This is a genomic window from Curtobacterium sp. MCLR17_055 (genome assembly GCF_003234305.1).
In the GTDB taxonomy this organism is placed as follows: Bacteria; Actinomycetota; Actinomycetes; order Actinomycetales; family Microbacteriaceae; genus Curtobacterium; species Curtobacterium flaccumfaciens.
Window position 1 is genome coordinate 37,110 of the sequence record NZ_QKSX01000014.1, and the last position, 16,552, is coordinate 53,661.

General features: G+C 72.5%; 13 protein-coding genes. 2 read left to right on the forward strand and 11 right to left on the reverse strand.

What is annotated here, in order from left to right:
- Positions 1-71: 71 nt before the first annotated feature.
- A complete protein-coding gene (gene gndA, locus DEJ09_RS12975; RefSeq protein WP_111088865.1) occupies positions 72-1,529 on the forward strand; it encodes an NADP-dependent phosphogluconate dehydrogenase in 1,458 nt (485 codons plus the stop codon).
- A gap of 79 nt (positions 1,530-1,608) precedes the next feature.
- Here gndA and DEJ09_RS12980 read toward each other — a convergent pair whose 3' ends face one another.
- A complete protein-coding gene (locus DEJ09_RS12980) occupies positions 1,609-2,364 on the reverse strand; it encodes a hypothetical protein (protein ID WP_146245721.1) in 756 nt (251 codons plus the stop codon).
- A gap of 109 nt (positions 2,365-2,473) precedes the next feature.
- On the opposite strand from DEJ09_RS12980, the gene DEJ09_RS12985 reads away from it, so the two are divergent.
- Positions 2,474-4,108 (forward strand): molybdopterin-dependent oxidoreductase, encoded by a 1,635-nt coding sequence (locus tag DEJ09_RS12985; protein WP_111088867.1) that lies wholly within the window; start codon positions 2,474-2,476, stop codon positions 4,106-4,108.
- Positions 4,109-4,648: 540 nt separating this feature from the next.
- On the opposite strand, the gene DEJ09_RS12990 is transcribed toward DEJ09_RS12985, so the two are convergent.
- The 10 genes from DEJ09_RS12990 to DEJ09_RS13035 all read right to left on the reverse strand — a co-directional run bounded on the left by DEJ09_RS12990 (position 4,649) and on the right by DEJ09_RS13035 (position 16,507).
- On the reverse strand, positions 4,649-5,428 hold the full coding sequence (locus DEJ09_RS12990; RefSeq protein WP_111088868.1) for a putative protein N(5)-glutamine methyltransferase: 780 nt from the start codon (positions 5,426-5,428) through the stop codon (positions 4,649-4,651).
- Positions 5,425-6,402 (reverse strand): ribose-phosphate diphosphokinase, encoded by a 978-nt coding sequence (locus tag DEJ09_RS12995; protein ID WP_027464468.1) that lies wholly within the window; start codon positions 6,400-6,402, stop codon positions 5,425-5,427. The genes DEJ09_RS12990 and DEJ09_RS12995 overlap by 4 nt, the downstream gene beginning before the upstream one ends.
- Positions 6,403-6,463: 61 nt before the next feature.
- A complete protein-coding gene (gene glmU, locus DEJ09_RS13000; RefSeq protein WP_111088869.1) occupies positions 6,464-7,891 on the reverse strand; it encodes a bifunctional UDP-N-acetylglucosamine diphosphorylase/glucosamine-1-phosphate N-acetyltransferase GlmU in 1,428 nt (475 codons plus the stop codon).
- Between the two features lie 150 nt (positions 7,892-8,041).
- Positions 8,042-9,424: an MFS transporter gene (locus DEJ09_RS13005; RefSeq protein WP_071405221.1), complete on the reverse strand. Its 1,383-nt coding sequence runs from the start codon at positions 9,422-9,424 to the stop codon at positions 8,042-8,044.
- Positions 9,425-10,089: 665 nt separating this feature from the next.
- Positions 10,090-11,121 carry an NAD(P)-dependent alcohol dehydrogenase gene (locus DEJ09_RS13010; protein WP_111088870.1) on the reverse strand — a complete coding sequence of 344 codons (1,032 nt, stop codon included), beginning with the start codon at positions 11,119-11,121 and terminating at the stop codon, positions 10,090-10,092.
- A complete protein-coding gene (locus tag DEJ09_RS13015) occupies positions 11,118-12,386 on the reverse strand; it encodes an ROK family transcriptional regulator (RefSeq protein WP_111088871.1) in 1,269 nt (422 codons plus the stop codon). The genes DEJ09_RS13010 and DEJ09_RS13015 overlap by 4 nt, the downstream gene beginning before the upstream one ends.
- Before the next feature lie 39 nt (positions 12,387-12,425).
- The gene (locus tag DEJ09_RS13020) at positions 12,426-13,475 is read right to left on the reverse strand and encodes a sugar phosphate isomerase/epimerase (protein ID WP_111088872.1); all 1,050 of its coding nucleotides are present in this window, start codon (positions 13,473-13,475) and stop codon (positions 12,426-12,428) included.
- A 34-nt stretch (positions 13,476-13,509) separates the two neighbouring features.
- On the reverse strand, positions 13,510-14,622 hold the full coding sequence (locus DEJ09_RS13025) for a Gfo/Idh/MocA family protein (protein WP_111088873.1): 1,113 nt from the start codon (positions 14,620-14,622) through the stop codon (positions 13,510-13,512).
- Positions 14,607-15,314 carry a ThuA domain-containing protein gene (locus DEJ09_RS13030; RefSeq protein ID WP_111039984.1) on the reverse strand — a complete coding sequence of 236 codons (708 nt, stop codon included), beginning with the start codon at positions 15,312-15,314 and terminating at the stop codon, positions 14,607-14,609. The genes DEJ09_RS13025 and DEJ09_RS13030 overlap by 16 nt, the downstream gene beginning before the upstream one ends.
- Positions 15,311-16,507, reverse strand: coding sequence for a Gfo/Idh/MocA family protein (locus tag DEJ09_RS13035; protein ID WP_246521439.1), 1,197 nt, complete (start codon positions 16,505-16,507; stop codon positions 15,311-15,313). Before DEJ09_RS13035 ends, DEJ09_RS13030 begins: the two co-directional genes overlap by 4 nt.
- Positions 16,508-16,552: the final 45 nt, after the last annotated feature.

Genomic DNA, 16,552 nt, shown 5'->3' on the forward strand with positions numbered 1-16,552 from the left:
CCGCAACACCTGTGCGATCCCAGACCGCCGGTCGTAGGTTGGGCGCCAACGTCAGGACAAAGGAGGCCCTCGTGGCAGACAACAACGGTCAGGCGAACATCGGAGTCGTCGGACTCGCAGTGATGGGCTCGAACCTCGCCCGCAACCTCGCATCGCGCGAAGGCAACACGGTGGCGGTCTACAACCGCACCTACGCCCGCACCGAGGAGCTGCTCCAGGAGCACGGCGACGCCGGGTTCATCGCGTCCGAGGACATCGACGGGTTCGTCGCCTCGCTGTCGAAGCCCCGGACCGCCATCATCATGGTGCAGGCCGGCAAGGGCACCGACGCCGTGATCGGTCAGCTCGCCGAACGGTTCGAACCGGGCGACATCATCGTCGACGGCGGCAACGCGAACTTCCACGACACCATCCGACGTGAGCACGACCTGCGCGAGAAGGGTCTCAACTTCGTCGGCACCGGCATCTCCGGTGGTGAAGAGGGCGCGCTCAAGGGCCCGTCGATCATGCCCGGTGGCTCGAAGGAGGCCTGGGAGACGCTCGGGCCGATCCTGAAGTCGATCGCCGCGGTGGCCGAAGGCGAACCGTGCGTGACCCACATCGGCACCGACGGCGCCGGGCACTTCGTCAAGATGGTGCACAACGGCATCGAGTACGCCGACATGCAGCTCATCGCCGAGTCGTACGACCTGCTCCGTCGCGTCGGCGGGCTCTCGGTGGAGGACCTGGTGCAGGTCTTCGACGAGTGGAACAAGGGCGACCTCGAGTCCTACCTGATCGAGATCACCGGCGAGGTCCTCAAGCAGCGCGACGCCGACACCGGCAAGCCGCTCGTCGACGTCATCCGTGACGCGGCCGGCTCGAAGGGCACCGGCGTCTGGACCGTGCAGAACGCCGTGGGCCTGGGCATCCCCGTCTCGGGCATCGGCGAAGCCGTGTTCGCCCGCGCCGTGTCGTCGAAGCCGACGCAGCGTGCCGCGGTGCAGCAGTCGGTCAAGAACCGTCCGCAGATCGCCGAGGTGCCGGACACCTTCGCCGACGACGTGCGTGCGGCGCTGTACGCCTCGAAGGTCGTCGCGTACGCACAGGGCTTCGACCTCATCATCGCCGGGGCGAAGGAGTACGGCTGGGACATCGACCTCGGCAACGTCGCGAAGATCTGGCGGGGTGGCTGCATCATCCGCGCTCAGTTCCTGAACCGCATCGTCGAGGCGTACGCCGAGAACCCGAAGCTCGAGTCGCTGCTGGTCGACCCGTACTTCGCGAACGCGGTGGCCGAGGGCGAAGCCGCCTGGCGCCGCATCGTCGGCATCGCGGCTGCGTCGGGCGTCCCCGCTCCGGGCTTCTCGTCCGCGCTGTCGTACTTCGACTCGCTCGCGTCCGACCGTCTGCCCGCGTCGCTGATCCAGGGCCAGCGCGACTTCTTCGGCGCGCACACCTACCAGCGCATCGACAAGGACGGCACCTTCCACACGCTGTGGTCCGACGACCACCGCCGCGAGGTCGAGCAGGAGCCGTCCACGCACTGACGACCGCACCCCCAGCCGATCACGGAGGTCGGTGCGGGTTCTGCAAGGAGGGCCTCGCTGACCGGGGCCCTCCGTCGCGTCAGGCGACGATGCGTTCCCGTGCCAGGTCGGCGACGAGCCGGTCCAGCCGTGGACCGCGCCCGAGCAGCCGACGCGAACCGGGGGCGGTCCGGACGAAGAACGTCGCCACCGCGGGGGTGTCGTCCGGTCGCACGTGGTGGATCGCCACCGCACACGCGCGGCGAGCGCCAGCGGAACGGCCAGGGCGCTCGGAGCCACCGTCTCGCCCCGAGCCGTCCGAGCCGTCGACGCCGTCCACCACGTCTTCCAGTCCGACGTGCACGACACGACTCCACCGGATCACGAGCAGCCGGGTCGCCCGCCGTTCGTCGAGTTCCCACAGGGAGGCCTCGGTGGCGCCGAAGGCCCACGTCACGCGCGAACCGAGGTGGGTGTCCGGGCGGACCTCGTCGACGATGCCACGGAGTTCCGGTGTCGGCGCCGCCGGGACGAGCCACACCGTCGGGTCGATCCGCCGGATGGCGAGCGCGAGGGCCTCGTCCGCCTGCCGCCGCCGTGCCGTCGCGGTCCGCACGACGGCGACCACGATGACCACGACCCCGAGGGCGATCGCGCCGAACTCCACGATGCCGTACCAGGAGAGGTCGACGCCCGGCGCCGTCGAGACCACGACGATCCGGGTGATCAGGAGGACCAGCCAGACGACGACGATGACCCAGCGCAGGGTGGCGAGTCGACGTGCCGGAGACATCGGTGTCCGCCCGGCACCGCGGGCACGACCGGACCGCGGGACACCATCCGGACGCTGCAGCACGGTCCGATCCTCCCACGAGCCGCGCGCCACCTGCTGGCCGAACCCGATGAACGCGCGGGGAAGCGCGCACACACAGCCCACGAGCGGCCGGGCGACCTACGCTCGGGCGGTGACCACCGAGACGACGGACGAACCGATCGGTCGACCGACGGCGGGTCCGTCGGACGGCCCGGGCGGGCCCGATGCCCCTTCGACCCGACGTTGGACGCTGATCGCCGCGATCGTCGGCGTCGTGGCCGCCGCCGCGTTCCTCGGTGTCGCCGAGTTCGGCGCGCTGCTGCTCGGCGGAGCGGGCAGCCCCCTGGTCGCCGTCGGGTCCGCCGTCATCGACCTCGCTCCCCCGGGTGCGAAGGACTTCATGGTCGCCGTGTTCGGCACCGGGGACAAGGTCGCCCTGTTCGTGCTCATGACGGTGATCGTCATTGCGATCAGCGCCGGTGCCGGTGTCCTCGAACGTGCACGACCGCCCTTCGGTGCCCTCGTGTTCGCCGCCGGTGGTGTGCTGGCGCTGCTTGCCGTCAGCACCCGCTCGGGCAGCGGGACCCTCGACGGCGCCCCGACGGTCCTCGGCATCGCGGCAGCGGTGGTCGTCCTGCGCCTGCTGCTCCAGCGGCTGCGCCGGTGGGAGGCCGCGGCGACCGTGCCGACGGCGGCACCGCGACCCGCGTCGACGGAGCGCCGCACGTTCCTGGTCTGGGGCGTCGCGACGGCGACCGTCGCGGTCGTGGTGGGCACCGCCTCCCGGCTGGGGTCGTCCGCGATGCAGGCGGCCGCTGCTGCCAGGCGGGCCATCCGGCTGCCCGCCGCGGCGACCCCTGCACCGGCGGTCCCCGCGGGTGCGTCGCTCGACGTCGACGGCATCACCCCCTACATCACGCCGAACGCCGACTTCTACCGGATCGACACGGCCCTTCGCGTGCCGCAGGTCGACCCCGCCGATTGGTCGCTCCGCATCCACGGCGCGGTCGAGAACGAGATCACGCTGACGTGGGACGAGCTGCTCGCACTGCCACTCGAGGAGCACGTGGCCACCCTGAGCTGCGTGTCGAACGAGGTCGGCGGTGACCTCATCGGCACGGCCCGCTGGCTGGGCTACCCGATCCGGGAGCTCCTCGCCCGGGCGCGTCCGACGGGCGACGCCGACATGGTGCTCTCACGGAGCATCGACGGGTTCTCCGCCGGCACCCCGCTCGACGTGCTGCAGGACGACGGCACCGCGGCGCTGCTCGCGGTCGGGATGAACGGCGAGCCCCTGCCGACCGAGCACGGGTTCCCGGTGCGGATGGTCGTGCCGGGCCTGTTCGGGTACGTCTCGGCGACGAAGTGGGTCACCGAGCTCGAGGTCACCCGGTTCGCCGACGCGCAGGGCTACTGGACCCCGCGTGGCTGGTCGGAGCGTGGCCCGGTCAAGCTCGAGTCCCGCATCGACACCCCGCGGAACGGGTCGACCGTGAGCGCGGGCAAGCCAGTGGCGATCGCGGGGGTCGCGTGGCAGCCGCACAAGGGCGTGAAGGCCGTCGAGGTCCGCGTCGGAGGCGGCGACTGGCAGCGCGCCGAACTCGCCGACTCGGTCTCCGCGGACACCTGGCGGCAGTGGGTGGTGCGGTGGACGCCGACCGCCGGCTCGCACCGCATCGAGGTGCGCGCGACCAGTGCGGACGGCGAGGTGCAGACGAGCGTGGACCGGCCGCCGGCTCCCAACGGTGCGACGGGCTGGCACACGGTGACGGTCGACGCGCGCTGACGCTTCGGTGCAGGATCGCGCGACACGCCCGCTGACTGCCGTCGAGGTGGCAGAAAGCGTCGGTTCGCGGGCGCGCAGGCGACACTTCGTGCCGCCTCGGCGAAGCTGAGCGGCATGTCGTGACCGCTCGGTGCCGGCGCGCTCCGGTCACCCGACGGCCTGGAGGCCCGGTGACAGCCCGCCCCGCCCCTCGCCCCGGTCGCGCGACACGCCACGTGCGTCACGCCGGGGTCGCAGAAAGCGTCGGTTCGCGGACGCGCAGGCGACACTTCGTGCCACCTCGACGAACCTGAGCGGTGTGTCGTGACCGCTCGGCGCCGACACGCTCCGGTCACCCGACGGCCTGGAGGCCCGGTGACACCCCGCCCCGCCCCTCGCCGTGGTCGCGCGACACGCCACGTGCGTCACGCCGGGGGCGCAGAAAGCGTCGGTTCCCGGGCGCGCAGGCGACACTTCGTGCCGCCTCGGCGTACCTGAGCGGTGTGTTGTGACCGCTCGGCACCACGGCCAGGCAGACCGGACCAGGCAGGCAGACCGGGGTCAGGCGGGCAGGGTCGCGACGACGCAGGTGCCGTCGACCTCGGCGTCCCGCTCGACCACGGCGGAGAAGCCGGCGGCCGTGAACGCAGCGGCGGACGCCTCGGCCTGGGCCTCGGACACCTCGATGACGACAGCACCACCGGGACGGAGCCACTCCTCCGCACCCGCGGCGATCCGGCGGTGCAGGTCGAGGCCGTCCGCACCACCGTCGAGGGCGACACGGTGCTCGTGCTCGCGGGCCTCGGTCGGCATGAGTTCGATCGAGGCCGTCGGCACGTAGGGGGCGTTCACCGCGATGACCGCCACGGCCCCGCGGAACCGATCGGGCAGCGGCGCGAACAGGTCACCGGCGACGACGATGCCGCGGTCGCCGATGTTCTCGGCCGCGACGTCGACGGCGTCCGGGTCGATGTCAGTGGCGACGAGGTCGAGCGCGCCGACCCGACCGAACAGGGCCACCGAGATCGCGCCGGCACCGCAGCACAGGTCGACCACCCGGTCGTAGCGCTGCAGCCGACGCGCAGCCTGCTCGACGACGACGGTGGTGCGGGCTCGCGGCACGAAGACCCCGGGGGTCACCCGGATGCGGTGCCCGTCGAAGGCGGCCCAACCGAGCACGTACTCGAGCGGCTCACCGGCCAGCCGACGCTGCACGAGGCTCCGGAGTCGCACCGGCTCACCGTCACCGGCCTCGAGCAACAGGTCGGCTTCGTCCTCGGCGAAGACGCTCCCCGCGGCCCGGAGCCGGGCCGCGAGGGCGTTACGCGCGGGATGTGTCAAGCGGCGCCGTCGAACATCGACGTCACGGAACCGTCGTCGAAGACCTCGTGGATGGCACGGGCGATGAGCGGGGCGATCGGCAGGACCTCGAGGCGGTCCCAGCGCTTGTCCATCGGCAGGGGCAGGGTGTCCGTCACGACCACGCGGTCGATGAACTCGCTCTGCAGCAGCTCGGTGGCCGGGTCGGAGAACACGGCGTGGGTCGCGGCGACGACGACTCCCGTGGCGCCGGCGTTCTTCAGCGCCTCGGCAGCCTTGGCGATCGTGCGGCCGGTGTCGATGAGGTCGTCGACGAGCAGGCACACGCGGCCGCTGACGTCTCCGACGATCTCGTGCACCGAGACCTGGTTCGGCACGAGCGGGTCGCGGCGCTTGTGGATGATGGCGAGCGGGGCGCCGAGCTTCTCGGACCAGATGTCGGCGACACGGACGCGGCCCATGTCGGGCGACACGACGGTGAGCGTCTTCGGGTCGAGGATCTGGCGGAAGCGCTCGAGCAGCACCGGCATGGCGAACAGGTGGTCGACGGGGCCGTCGAAGAAGCCCTGGATCTGCGCGGCGTGGAGGTCGACGCTCATGATGCGGTGCGCGCCGGCGGCCTTGAACAGGTCGGCGACGAGGCGTGCCGAGATCGGCTCGCGGCCGCGGCCCTTCTTGTCCTGGCGCGCGTAGGGGTAGAACGGCGCCACGACCGTGATGCGCTTCGCCGAGGCACGCTTCAGCGCGTCGACCATGATGAGCTGCTCCATGAGCCACTCGTTGATCGGCGCGGTGTGCGACTGGATGACGAAGGCGTCGCAGCCACGGACCGACTCGTCGAAGCGGGCGTAGAGCTCACCGTTCGCGAAGGTCCGGGCATCGGTCGGCACGAGGTCGACCCCGAGCTCCTCCGCGATCTCGGCAGAGAGCGCCGGGTGTGCTCGCCCCGAGACGAGGACGAGTCGTTTCTGGCCGGTTGTCTTGATTCCGGACAAGTGCGGTGCTCACTCCCTGACCCACGAGGGGTCGATGTCGGCGACGGGTGGTCGCCGGGATCTATTCGCCGTTCGCGAGCCGAGCAGCCTCGGCCGCCGGTGTGCCGGGTCGGTGTTCCTCGACCCATCCGTCGGTGTTGCGCTGTGGGGCGTAGCTGATCGCGAGCGATCCTGCCGGAACGTCCTTGCGGACGGTGGTCCCGGCACCGGTGTACGCACCGTCACCAATCCTAACGGGGGCGACGAACACGTTGTGCGAGCCTGTACGGACGTTCGAGCCGACCTCGGTGCGGTGCTTGTGCACGCCGTCGTAGTTCGCGGTGATGGTGTTCGCGCCGATGTTCGAGTCCTCGCCCACCTCGGCGTCGCCGATGTAGGACAGGTGCGGGACCTTGCTGCCCCGGCCGATCCGGGCGTTCTTCGTCTCGACGAAGGTGCCGATCTTGCCGTCGTCACCGAGGATCGTGCCCGGCCGCAGGTAGGCGAACGGGCCGACCGAGGCGGCGTCCCCGATCACGGCGAGGGTGGCGTCGACGCGGTTCACGGTGGCGCGGGCCCCGACCTCGGTGTCGCGCAGCGTGGTGTCCGGCCCGACGACGGCACCGGCGGCGATCGCGGTGGCACCGATGAGCTGGGTGCCAGGCAGGACTTCGGCGTCGGGCTCGATGGTGACGTCGAGGTCGATCCAGGTGGACGCCGGGTCCTGCACGGTGACGCCGGCGAGCTGGTGGCGGCGGACGATGCGGGCGTTGAGCTCCCGCGCGGCGTCGGAGAGCTGGGCACGGTCGTTGATGCCGGCGACGAGCCACGGGTCGGTCAGGGTGACCACGTCGATGCGCCCGCCGCGCTCGCTGATCAGCGCGGGAGCGTCGGTGATGTACTTCTCGCCCTGGGCGTTCGCCGTGGTGAGCGACGGCAGGGCCGCCCGGAGGCGTGCCACGTCGAACGCGTAGATGCCCGCGTTCGCCTCGGTGATGGTCAGCTGCTCGGCCGTCGCGTCCTTGTGCTCGACGACGCTGACGAAGGCGCCGGAAGCGTCGCGCACGATCCGTCCGAGGCCGGTCGGGTCCGGGGCGATGGCACTCACGAAGGTCGCGCCGTTGCCGCCGCCGACGTGGGCGTCGACGAGGAGCCGGAGCGATGCGGCGTCGAGCAGCGGGACGTCGCCGGAGAGCACCACGACGGCACCGTCGAAGTCGGCGGGCAGCGCTTCGACCGCCACCTCGACCGCACGGCCGGTGCCGGGGACGTCGTCCTGGTCGACGACGATCGCGTCGGGGGCGCGCTCGACGACCTCGGCCGCGACGCGGTCACGCTCGTGCCGCACGACGACGGCGACGTACTCGGGGCTGAGCGACGACGCCGTGCGCAGGACGTGCCCGATGAGCGGCAGTCCGGCGAGCCGGTGCAGCACCTTGGGCGTGGACGACTTCATGCGCGTGCCCTGCCCGGCGGCGAGGACGACGACGGCGATGCGCTGGTCGGTCATGCACCCATCCTGGCGCACCGCAGCCCGGGCCGCCCGACGCGACCACGGCCCTGTGCGGAACCGTGCGCACAACCGCAGCCTGTGGACGGACGGGAACCGCGCCTCCAGGCCGCCTGACGGGGACCTATGGCAGACCCCGCACGCCGTGGATCAGGCCCGTGCGCCCTGCGGTTCCCGCTTGACGAACGCCATCAGCACCAGCCCGGCGATGAGCACGACGACCACGCCGAGGATCCCGAACCGGGTCGACCCACCGACGGTCACCGCCACGCCGAACAGCGCCGGCGCGAGGAACGACGCGGCCCGGCCGGTGGTGGCGTAGAGGCCGAAGAGCTCGCCCTCGCGGCCGGGGGTCGTCAGCCGCGCCAGGTACGCGCGAGACGACGACTGCACCGGGCCGACGAACACGGCCAGGGTCAGCCCGAGCACCCAGAACCACTGCGTCTCGTTGCCGGCGGCGAAGACCCCGACCCCGCACACGGCGAGGCCGACGAGCGAGACCATGATGAGCGCACGCGACCCGAACCGGTCGTCGAGGCGTCCGGAGACGAACGTCGCGATGCCGGCCACGACGTTCGCGGCGATGGCGAACAGGATGACCTGCGACGGCGTGAACCCGAACACCTGCGCGGCGACGATCCCGCCGAACGTGAAGACGGCCCCGACACCGTCGCGGAACACCGCGCTGGCGAGCAGGAACGCGAGGACGTTGCGGCGCTCGCGCCACAGCCGCGCGATGTCCCGGCCGAGGTCCGCGTAGGCGCTGAACACGCCGCCGCCACGGGTGCGGTCGGGCACCGCCTCGGGCACGGTGAGGAACAGCGGGATCGAACTGACGGCCAGCCAGACGGCGGCGATGCCGATCGCGACGCGGACGTCCCACTGCCCGGTGGCGACGGTGGCTGGCAACTGCAGGAGCCCGCCGACGACCCCGTCGCCCCGGAAGTCCTGGATGCAGAGCACGAGCAGCAGGACGAGCAGCACGATCCCGCCGAAGTACCCGGCCGCCCACCCGATGGCGGAGACGCGGCCGGTGCGTTCCCCGGAGGCGACCTGCCCGATCATGGCGTTGTAGCCGACGCTCGCGATCTCGTAGGCGACGGTCCCGATGCCGAGCAGGGCTGCGCCGAGCAGCAGGTACGGCTGGCTCGGCGCGACGAAGACCATGCCCCCGATCGACAGCGCGACGCCGATGGTGGCGATGAGGACCGACCGGCGGCGGTGTCCGGACGAGTCCGCGAGCCGCCCCATGGCCGGTGCCACCAGGGCCACGACGATCCCCGCGATGGTCAGTGCGGTGGACACGACGGCCGCGTTGTGCGCGAGCTCCCGCTCCACGATCGCCTTGCCGGCCGCGGACGTGTCGCCGACGAGCGCCGGGTCCACGAACGCCCGGCTGGCCAGGTACGTGCTGAACACGAAGGTGGTGACGACCGCGTTGAACGCGGCGGAACCCCAGTCCCAGAGCGCCCAGGAGACGAGCGCGCGCCGGTCGGTGCGCTGCGGCACGACGGCGGCCGGTGAAGCGGTCATGCGCGAACCGTAGCGCGTCCCGGTGACGCGGCGGTGGCCCCGTTCCGGGTCACGTGCCGGACGGGAGGCACGGGGCGGGCCTGGCCCCATGCCTCCCGTCCGCACCGTGCCTGCGTCGCCACCCGGTGCGCGCTTCCACGCACCGTGCCCGGCTGCAACGCCGCACCACGCGCCAACACCGCACCGTCCGACAGACCGTGCACCGTGCCGGACGGGAGGACCGTGGCGGGCCTGCCCTGCGCCTCCCGTCCGCACCGTGCGTGCGTCGCCACCCCGTGCGAGCTTCCACGCACCGTGCCCGGCTGCAACGCCGCACCAGACGGCCGACACCGCACCATCCGACAGGCCGCGCACCGTGCCGGACGGGAGGCGCGGGGAGGCCTGGCCCCGCGCCTCCCGTCCGCACCGTGCGTGCGTCGTCACCCGGTGCGCGCTTCCACGCACCGTGCCCGGCGACAACGCCGCACCAGGCGGCCAACACCGCACCATCCGACAGGCCGCGCACCGTGCCGGACGGGAGGACCGGGGCGGCCTGGCCCCGCGCCTCCAGTCCGCACCGTGCGTGCGTCGCCACCCGGTGCGAGCTTCCACGCACCGTGCCCGGCTACAACGCCGCACCAGCCGCGCAACGCGGCCCGGGCCGGCGAAACCCGCACCGTGCCCGCTCAGGCGGGGACGCCGCCGGGGTAGACGACGGACTTGAGCGACTCCGGGTCCGTGTCGCTCTCGAGGGCCTCGCGGACGTCGTCCAGCCCGAAGCGACCGGTGACGAGCGAGTCGAGGTCGACCTGCCCGGACGCGACCAGCTCGATGGCGACCGGCCACGTGTTCGTGTACCGGAAGATCCCGGTGACCGTGACCTCGAGGTTCTGGATGTGCTCGACCGGCAGTGTCATCTCGGAGTTGCCGAGCCCGACCAGCACCGCGGCACCCGCCGGACCGACCGCCTTGATGCCGTCCGACACCGCTCGGGGTGCACCGCTGGCGTCGATGAACGCGTCGACGGGGACGATGTCGGACGCGACGGACACGGCGGTGGGGTCGACGACCTCGGTGGCGCCGTACTCCAGGGCCCGCGCACGGCGCTCCGGCACCAGGTCGCTGACGACGATGCGCGAGGCACCGAAGGCCTTCGCGACCTGGGCGCAGATGATGCCGATGGGACCGGCGCCGGCGATGAGCACCGACGAACCGGGGACGATGCCGGCCTTGCGGACGGCGGCGATGCCGACGGACAGGGGCTCCAGGAGCGCGCCGGCCTCGAACGAGACGGCGTCGGGCAGGACGTGCGCGAACTCGGCCTCGATGGTGACGAACTCGGTGAAGGCCCCGTCGACCGGCGGCGTCGCGTAGAAGCGCATGTGTGGGCAGAGGTTGTAGCGGCCGGCCAGGCACTGCGCGCAACGGTGGCAGGGGCGCTGCGGCTCGATGGCCACGCGCTCCCCCACGCGGGACGGGTCGACGCCCTCGCCGACGGCCTCGATCGTGCCGGACAGCTCGTGCCCGAGGACGAGGGGCTCCTCGACGACGAAGTCGCCGATGCGGCCGTGGCGGTAGTAGTGCACGTCGGAGCCGCAGACACCCACGGCGGCGACCCGGACGAGCACGTCGCCGGGGTCGACGGCGGGGACGGGGCGGTCCTCGACGGTGAGGTCCTGGGTGCCGAGCAGGACGCTGGTGCGCTGGGTGGAGGTCATGCGGTTCTCGCTTCCTCGGCCGCGTCGTCGCGGCCGGACGTGTGGGTGGTGGAAGGGGCGGCTGCGGGCGCCGCGGACATGGTCGCCGGTGCCGGTGCCGGTGCCGCGGGCATGGTGGCGTCGCGCAGCAGCTCCGCGAAGCCGATCTCGGCGGCGCCACGGACCAGGACGTCGCGGCCGAGTGCCGCCGGGACGATGCGGAGCCGATCGGTCATGGCGGCCATCGTCTGCGCCCGGACGTCGGTCTCGACCCGGTCGCCGACGTGCCCGAGCAGTGCACCGAGGAACCCGCCGAGCACGACGACCTCCGGGTCGACGGTGTGGATGGCGTTCCGCAGTGCGGTCGCGAGTGCGGTGACCTGTCGGTCGACGACCCGCTCGATCTCGGGGCGGCCCTCGGCGAGCGCCGCGGCGAGCGCATCGAGGTCGTCCGGCGGGGTCCCGGTCACCGCGGTGAGGGCGGAGCGTGAGGCCTCGGTCTCCAGGCAACCGACCGCACCGCAGTGGCAGCGGATCCCGTTCGCCGCGACGAAGGTGTGCCCGAGCTCGCCCGCGTACCCGTCGGCGCCGCTGAAGGGTCGACCGGCACTGACGATCCCGCCACCGATGCCGCTCGCGCCACCGTTCAGGTAGACGAGGTCGTCGACGCCGCGGGCGCTGCCGTACAGCCGTTCCGCCCAGGCACCGAGGTTGGCGTCGTTCGCGGCCCGGACCGGCAGCCCCAGGCGTTCCGCGAGTGGTGCGGCGAGGGGTTCGTCACGCCAGCCGAGGTGCGGGGCGCCGCGCACGGTGCCGTCCTCGACCCGCACGATGCCGGGCACGGCGACGCCGACCCCGACGATCCGGGCCGCCGGTCCGGTGCGGGCGAGGAGTGCTGCGAGGACCCGGGCGACGGCGTCGATGGCCTGCGCCGCGGTCGGCACGGTGGTCTGCGGCTCGACCAGTCGGTCGCGGACGGTGCCGTCGAGGCCGACGAGGGCGACCCCGACGGCGTCGATCTCGACCGTGACCGCGGCGGCGAGGACGTCGGCGGACGCCCGGACGACCCCGCTCGGCCGTCCGACACCGGCACCCGGGGTCCCCGCGGCGGGGGTCTCCTCGTGCACGAGCCCGGCGTCGACGAGTTCCCCGACGAGCGCGAGGATCGTCGAGCGGTTCAGGCCGGTGCGCCGGGTGAGCTCGGCGCGGGTGACGGGGCCGTCCTCGTGGACGAGCCGGAGGACGCGCGCGGCGTTGCCCGGCGTCGCCGTGGGCTGCCGTGCCATGGGTCCTCCTCGGTGGTGGGTGGGGTCGTGGTCGGCCGGTCAGCGCGACCGCGAGAACGCGGCGTCGAACGAAGCGTCCGGCGGCGCGATGGTACCGAGCTGCCGGACGAACGCCAGCGCCTCGGGCCCGCCGACGAGCCGGTCCATGCCGGCGTCCTCCCACTCGACGCTGGTCGGGCCGGCGTACCCGATGTGGTTCAGCACGCGGAACACCCGCTCCCACGGCACGTCCCCGTGGCCGGCGGTGACGAAGTCCCACCCGCGCCGGGGGTCGCCCCACGGCAGGTGGGAGGACAGCCGACCGTTGCGCCCGTCGAGCTGCTTCACCGACTCCTTGCAGTGCACGTGGTACACCCGGTCGGCGAAGTCGAGCAGGAACGCCGCGGGGTCGAGGTCCTGCCAGACGAAGTGCGACGGGTCGAAGTTGAACCCGAACGCCGGCCGGTCGCGGAACACCTCGAGGGTCCGCGCAGCGGTCCAGTAGTCGTAGGCGATCTCGGACGGGTGCACCTCGAGTGCGAACCGGACCCCGACCTCCTCGAAGACGTCGAGGATCGGTGACCAGCGGTCGTGGAAGTCCTGGTACCCGGCGTCGATCATCCCCGGGGGCACGGGCGGGAACCCGGCGACGGTCTTCCAGATCGACGAGCCGGAGAATCCGGTGACGGTGTCGACGCCGAGCGCCGCGGCGGCACGGGCGGTCCACTGCAGTTCCTCGGCCGCACGCTGCCGCACGCCCTCGGGGTCGCCGTCGCCCCACACGTGCGGCGGGACGATGTCCTCGTGCCGCTGGTCGATGGGGTCGTCGCACACGGCCTGGCCGACCAGGTGGTTGGCGATCGTCCAGACCTGCAGCCCGTTGCGTTCCAGGATCGCCTTGCGCTCGGCGACGTACGAGGGGTCCGTCGCGGCGCGGCGGACGTCCAGGTGGTCACCCCAGCAGGCGATCTCCAGCCCGTCGTAGCCCCACTCGCCGGCGAGCCGGGCGACCTCCTCGAAGGGCAGGTCGGCCCACTGTCCGGTGAACAGGGTGACCGGCCTGGAGGCCCGGGTCGTCTCCGTCGTGTCGCTCGCGTCCGTCGTCGTCATCGTCGTCGTCCTTCTTCGCGGTGGTCGGGTTCCGTCACCAGGATCCGGGTGCGGACCCGGCGGGGACGGTGGCGGGTCGCTCGACGCGCGAGTGCACGTCGACGACCGAGTGGTCTCGGGCGGCGGCGGAGACCGCCTCCATGACCTCGAGCACGTGGAACGCGAGGTCACCGGAGGCTCGGTGCGGCCGGTCCGTCGCGATCGCGTGCGCCATGTCGGCGAGGCCGTAGCCGCGGCCGGCGTCGGCGTACCCGGCGGCGACCGGCAGGTCGCGCCAGGAGCGGTCGTCGGCGGTGGCGATCGACACGGTGTCCGAGAACCGGTTCGGGTCCGGGACGCCCAGGGTGCCGGTGGTGCCGTACACCTCGAACAGCGGGGCGCGGGTTGCCCAGACCTCGAACGAGACGGTCACGGTGGAGACCACGCCGCCCTCGTGCTCGAGGATCGCGACGACGTGGGTGTCGATGTCGACCGGGATCGACGTGCCGGCGTTCGGTCCGGTGGCGATCGTCCGTTCGCGGGTGGAGCGGGTGGCGCTGCCGCTGACCCGGACGACCGGCCCGAAGAACGTGACGAGGCTGGTCAGGTAGTACGGCCCCATGTCGAGGAGCGGTCCGCCGCCAGGCTGGTAGTAGAACGCCGGCGCGGGGTGCCAGAGCTCGTGCCCGGGTGCGCTCCAGGCGACGGCGGCACCGACCGGGGTGCCGATCGCGTCGTCGTCGAGGGCGGCGCGTGCGGTCTGGATGCCGGTGCCGAGGACGGTGTCCGGGGCACTGCCGACGCGCAGGCCGGCGGCGCGGGCGGCTTCGAGCACCGGTGCGGCCTCGGCGGTGGACATCGCGAGCGGCTTCTCGCCGTAGACGTGCTTGCCGGCGGTGAGGGCCCGGGTGGCGATGTCCGCGTGCGCGGCCGGGATCGTCAGGTTGAGCACCACGTCGACGTCGTCGGCGGCGAGCAGGTCGTCCACGGTGGTGCCGCGAACGCCCTGTGCAGTACCGACCTGCTGGGCACGGGCGACGTCGAGGTCGGCGACCGCCACGAGCGACAGCCCGGGCAGCGCCGGGAAGTGCTCGAAGTACTGCTGGCTGATGACCCCGACGCCGACGACACCGACGCGGAGCACCCCTTCGTTCACCGTGCTGCCCACAGGAGTCCCCGTTCGATGATGGTGCGGAGTGGCTGCGACTCGACGACCTCGAGGCGGTGCCCTGGTGCGGAGACGAACACGCGGCCCTCGCCCCACTGCCGTGTCCAGATCGCCGGTGCGGTGACCGGTCGGTTCCAGGCGTCGAAGTCGCGCGCGTCCTGGGTGGTGGTCGCGAGGACGTCGTTGTACTCGTCGGACAGCACCCAGTACTGCTCGGTGACGAGGTCGAAGTCCTCGATGCCCTGCGTGATCGGGTGTTCGTGCCCGAGGTCGGTGATGTGCACCGTGTAGGGGATGTAGTTGTCGGACTGTTCCCCGACGCGCTCGTCGGGGTGCTTGCCGGCGTGGTGGGCGAACTGGCCACCGACCATGTGCAGGTAGTCGGCGGTGTTCCGGAACGCGTCCGCGATGCCGCCGTGCCAGCCGGCCAGTCCGGCGCCGCCCAGGACCGCGCGCTGCAGCCCGGCGAACTCGTCGTCGGCGATGGTCGACATCGTGACGACCTGCACGATCAGGTCGACCTCGTCCATGACGGCGGCGTCGGCGTAGACGGCCGTCGAGTCCGACACCCGGACCTCGAACCCGTTCTCGCGCAGGAACGGGACGAACAGGTCGGTGGTCTCGACGGGCTGGTGGCCGTCCCACCCGCCGCGGACGACGAGCGCCTGGCGGGTCTGCTCGGCGGCGCTCACGAGGTCGCCGTCCAGGTGCTGCCGGCGGCGGCGCTGCGTTCGACCGCGTCGAGGACCCGCTGCACGTGCAGGCCGTCGGCGAACGACGGCGACGGGTCGGTGCCGGCGACGATCGCGTCGACGAAGTCCTTCACCTGGTGGCTGAAGGTGTGCTCGTACCCGATGAGGTGCCCGGTCGGCCACCACGCGGCCATGTAGGGGTGCTCGGGCTCGGTGACGAGGATGCGGCGGAACCCCTGCTCCCCCGCGGGGGCGTTCGACTCGTACAGCCGGAGCTCGTTCATCGCCTCGAGGTCGAACTGGATCGCGCCCTCGGACCCGCTGATCTCGAGCGTCAGACCGTTCTTCCGCCCGGTCGCGTAGCGCGTGGCCTCGAACGTGCCGATCGCACCGTCGGCCGCGCCGCCACCCAGGCGGGCGGTGAAGAACGCGGCGTCGTCGACGGTGACCTGCCCGCGCTCGCTCGACGCGGTGCCGGAGAGCCCGACCCCCTCGGCCATCAGTGGACGCTCCGTCACGAAGGTCTCGAGCGTGCCGGAGACGGTGGCGAGCGACGCGCCCGTGACGTGCTCGACCAGGTCGATGGCGTGGGCGCCGATGTCCCCGAGGGCCCCGGAGCCGGCGAGCGACTTGTCGAGGCGCCAGGTCATCGGGCCGTCCTCGTCCGCCAACCAGTCCTGCAGGTAGAGCGCGCGGACCTGGCGCACGGTGCCGATCCGGCCGTCCTGCACCAGCTGGCGCGCGAACGCGATGGCCGGCACCCGGCGGTAGCTGAACCCGACCATCGCCCGGACACCCTGTGCACGGGCGGCGTCGGCGGCGGCGGTCATCGCCTCGGCCTCGGCGACGGTGTTCGCGAGCGGCTTCTCGCACAGGACGTGCTTGCCGGCCTGGAGCGCGGCGATCGCGATCTCGACGTGCGAGGACCCCGGGGACACGACGTCGACCACGTCGATGTCCGGATCGGCCACGACGGCGCGCCAGTCGGTGGACGCCGCCTGCCAGCCGTACTGCTGCCGAGCGGCCTCGGTGCGTTCGGGATCACGCCCGACGATCACCGCCATCTCCGGCTCGGCTCCGAGGTCGAAGAACCTGGGGGCGGTCCGCCACGCCTGTGAGTGTGCGGCTCCCATGAAGCCGTGCCCCACCATCGCGACCCGCAGTCGTTGCTGCACCGTCGACTCACTTGCCATCCGCTCGCTCCTTTGCGATCACGTGCTTGCCACAGCCAACACTAC

Coding starts and splice junctions, on each gene's coding strand:
- glmU (WP_111088869.1), bottom strand. CDS start 7,891: ATGACCGACCAGCGCATCGCCGTCGTCGTCCTCGCCGCCGGGCAGGGC.
- DEJ09_RS13005 (WP_071405221.1), bottom strand. CDS start 9,424: ATGACCGCTTCACCGGCCGCCGTCGTGCCGCAGCGCACCGACCGGCGC.
- DEJ09_RS13010 (WP_111088870.1), bottom strand. CDS start 11,121: ATGACCTCCACCCAGCGCACCAGCGTCCTGCTCGGCACCCAGGACCTC.
- DEJ09_RS13015 (WP_111088871.1), bottom strand. CDS start 12,386: ATGGCACGGCAGCCCACGGCGACGCCGGGCAACGCCGCGCGCGTCCTC.
- DEJ09_RS13020 (WP_111088872.1), bottom strand. CDS start 13,475: ATGACGACGACGGACGCGAGCGACACGACGGAGACGACCCGGGCCTCC.
- DEJ09_RS13035 (WP_246521439.1), bottom strand. CDS start 16,507: ATGGCAAGTGAGTCGACGGTGCAGCAACGACTGCGGGTCGCGATGGTG.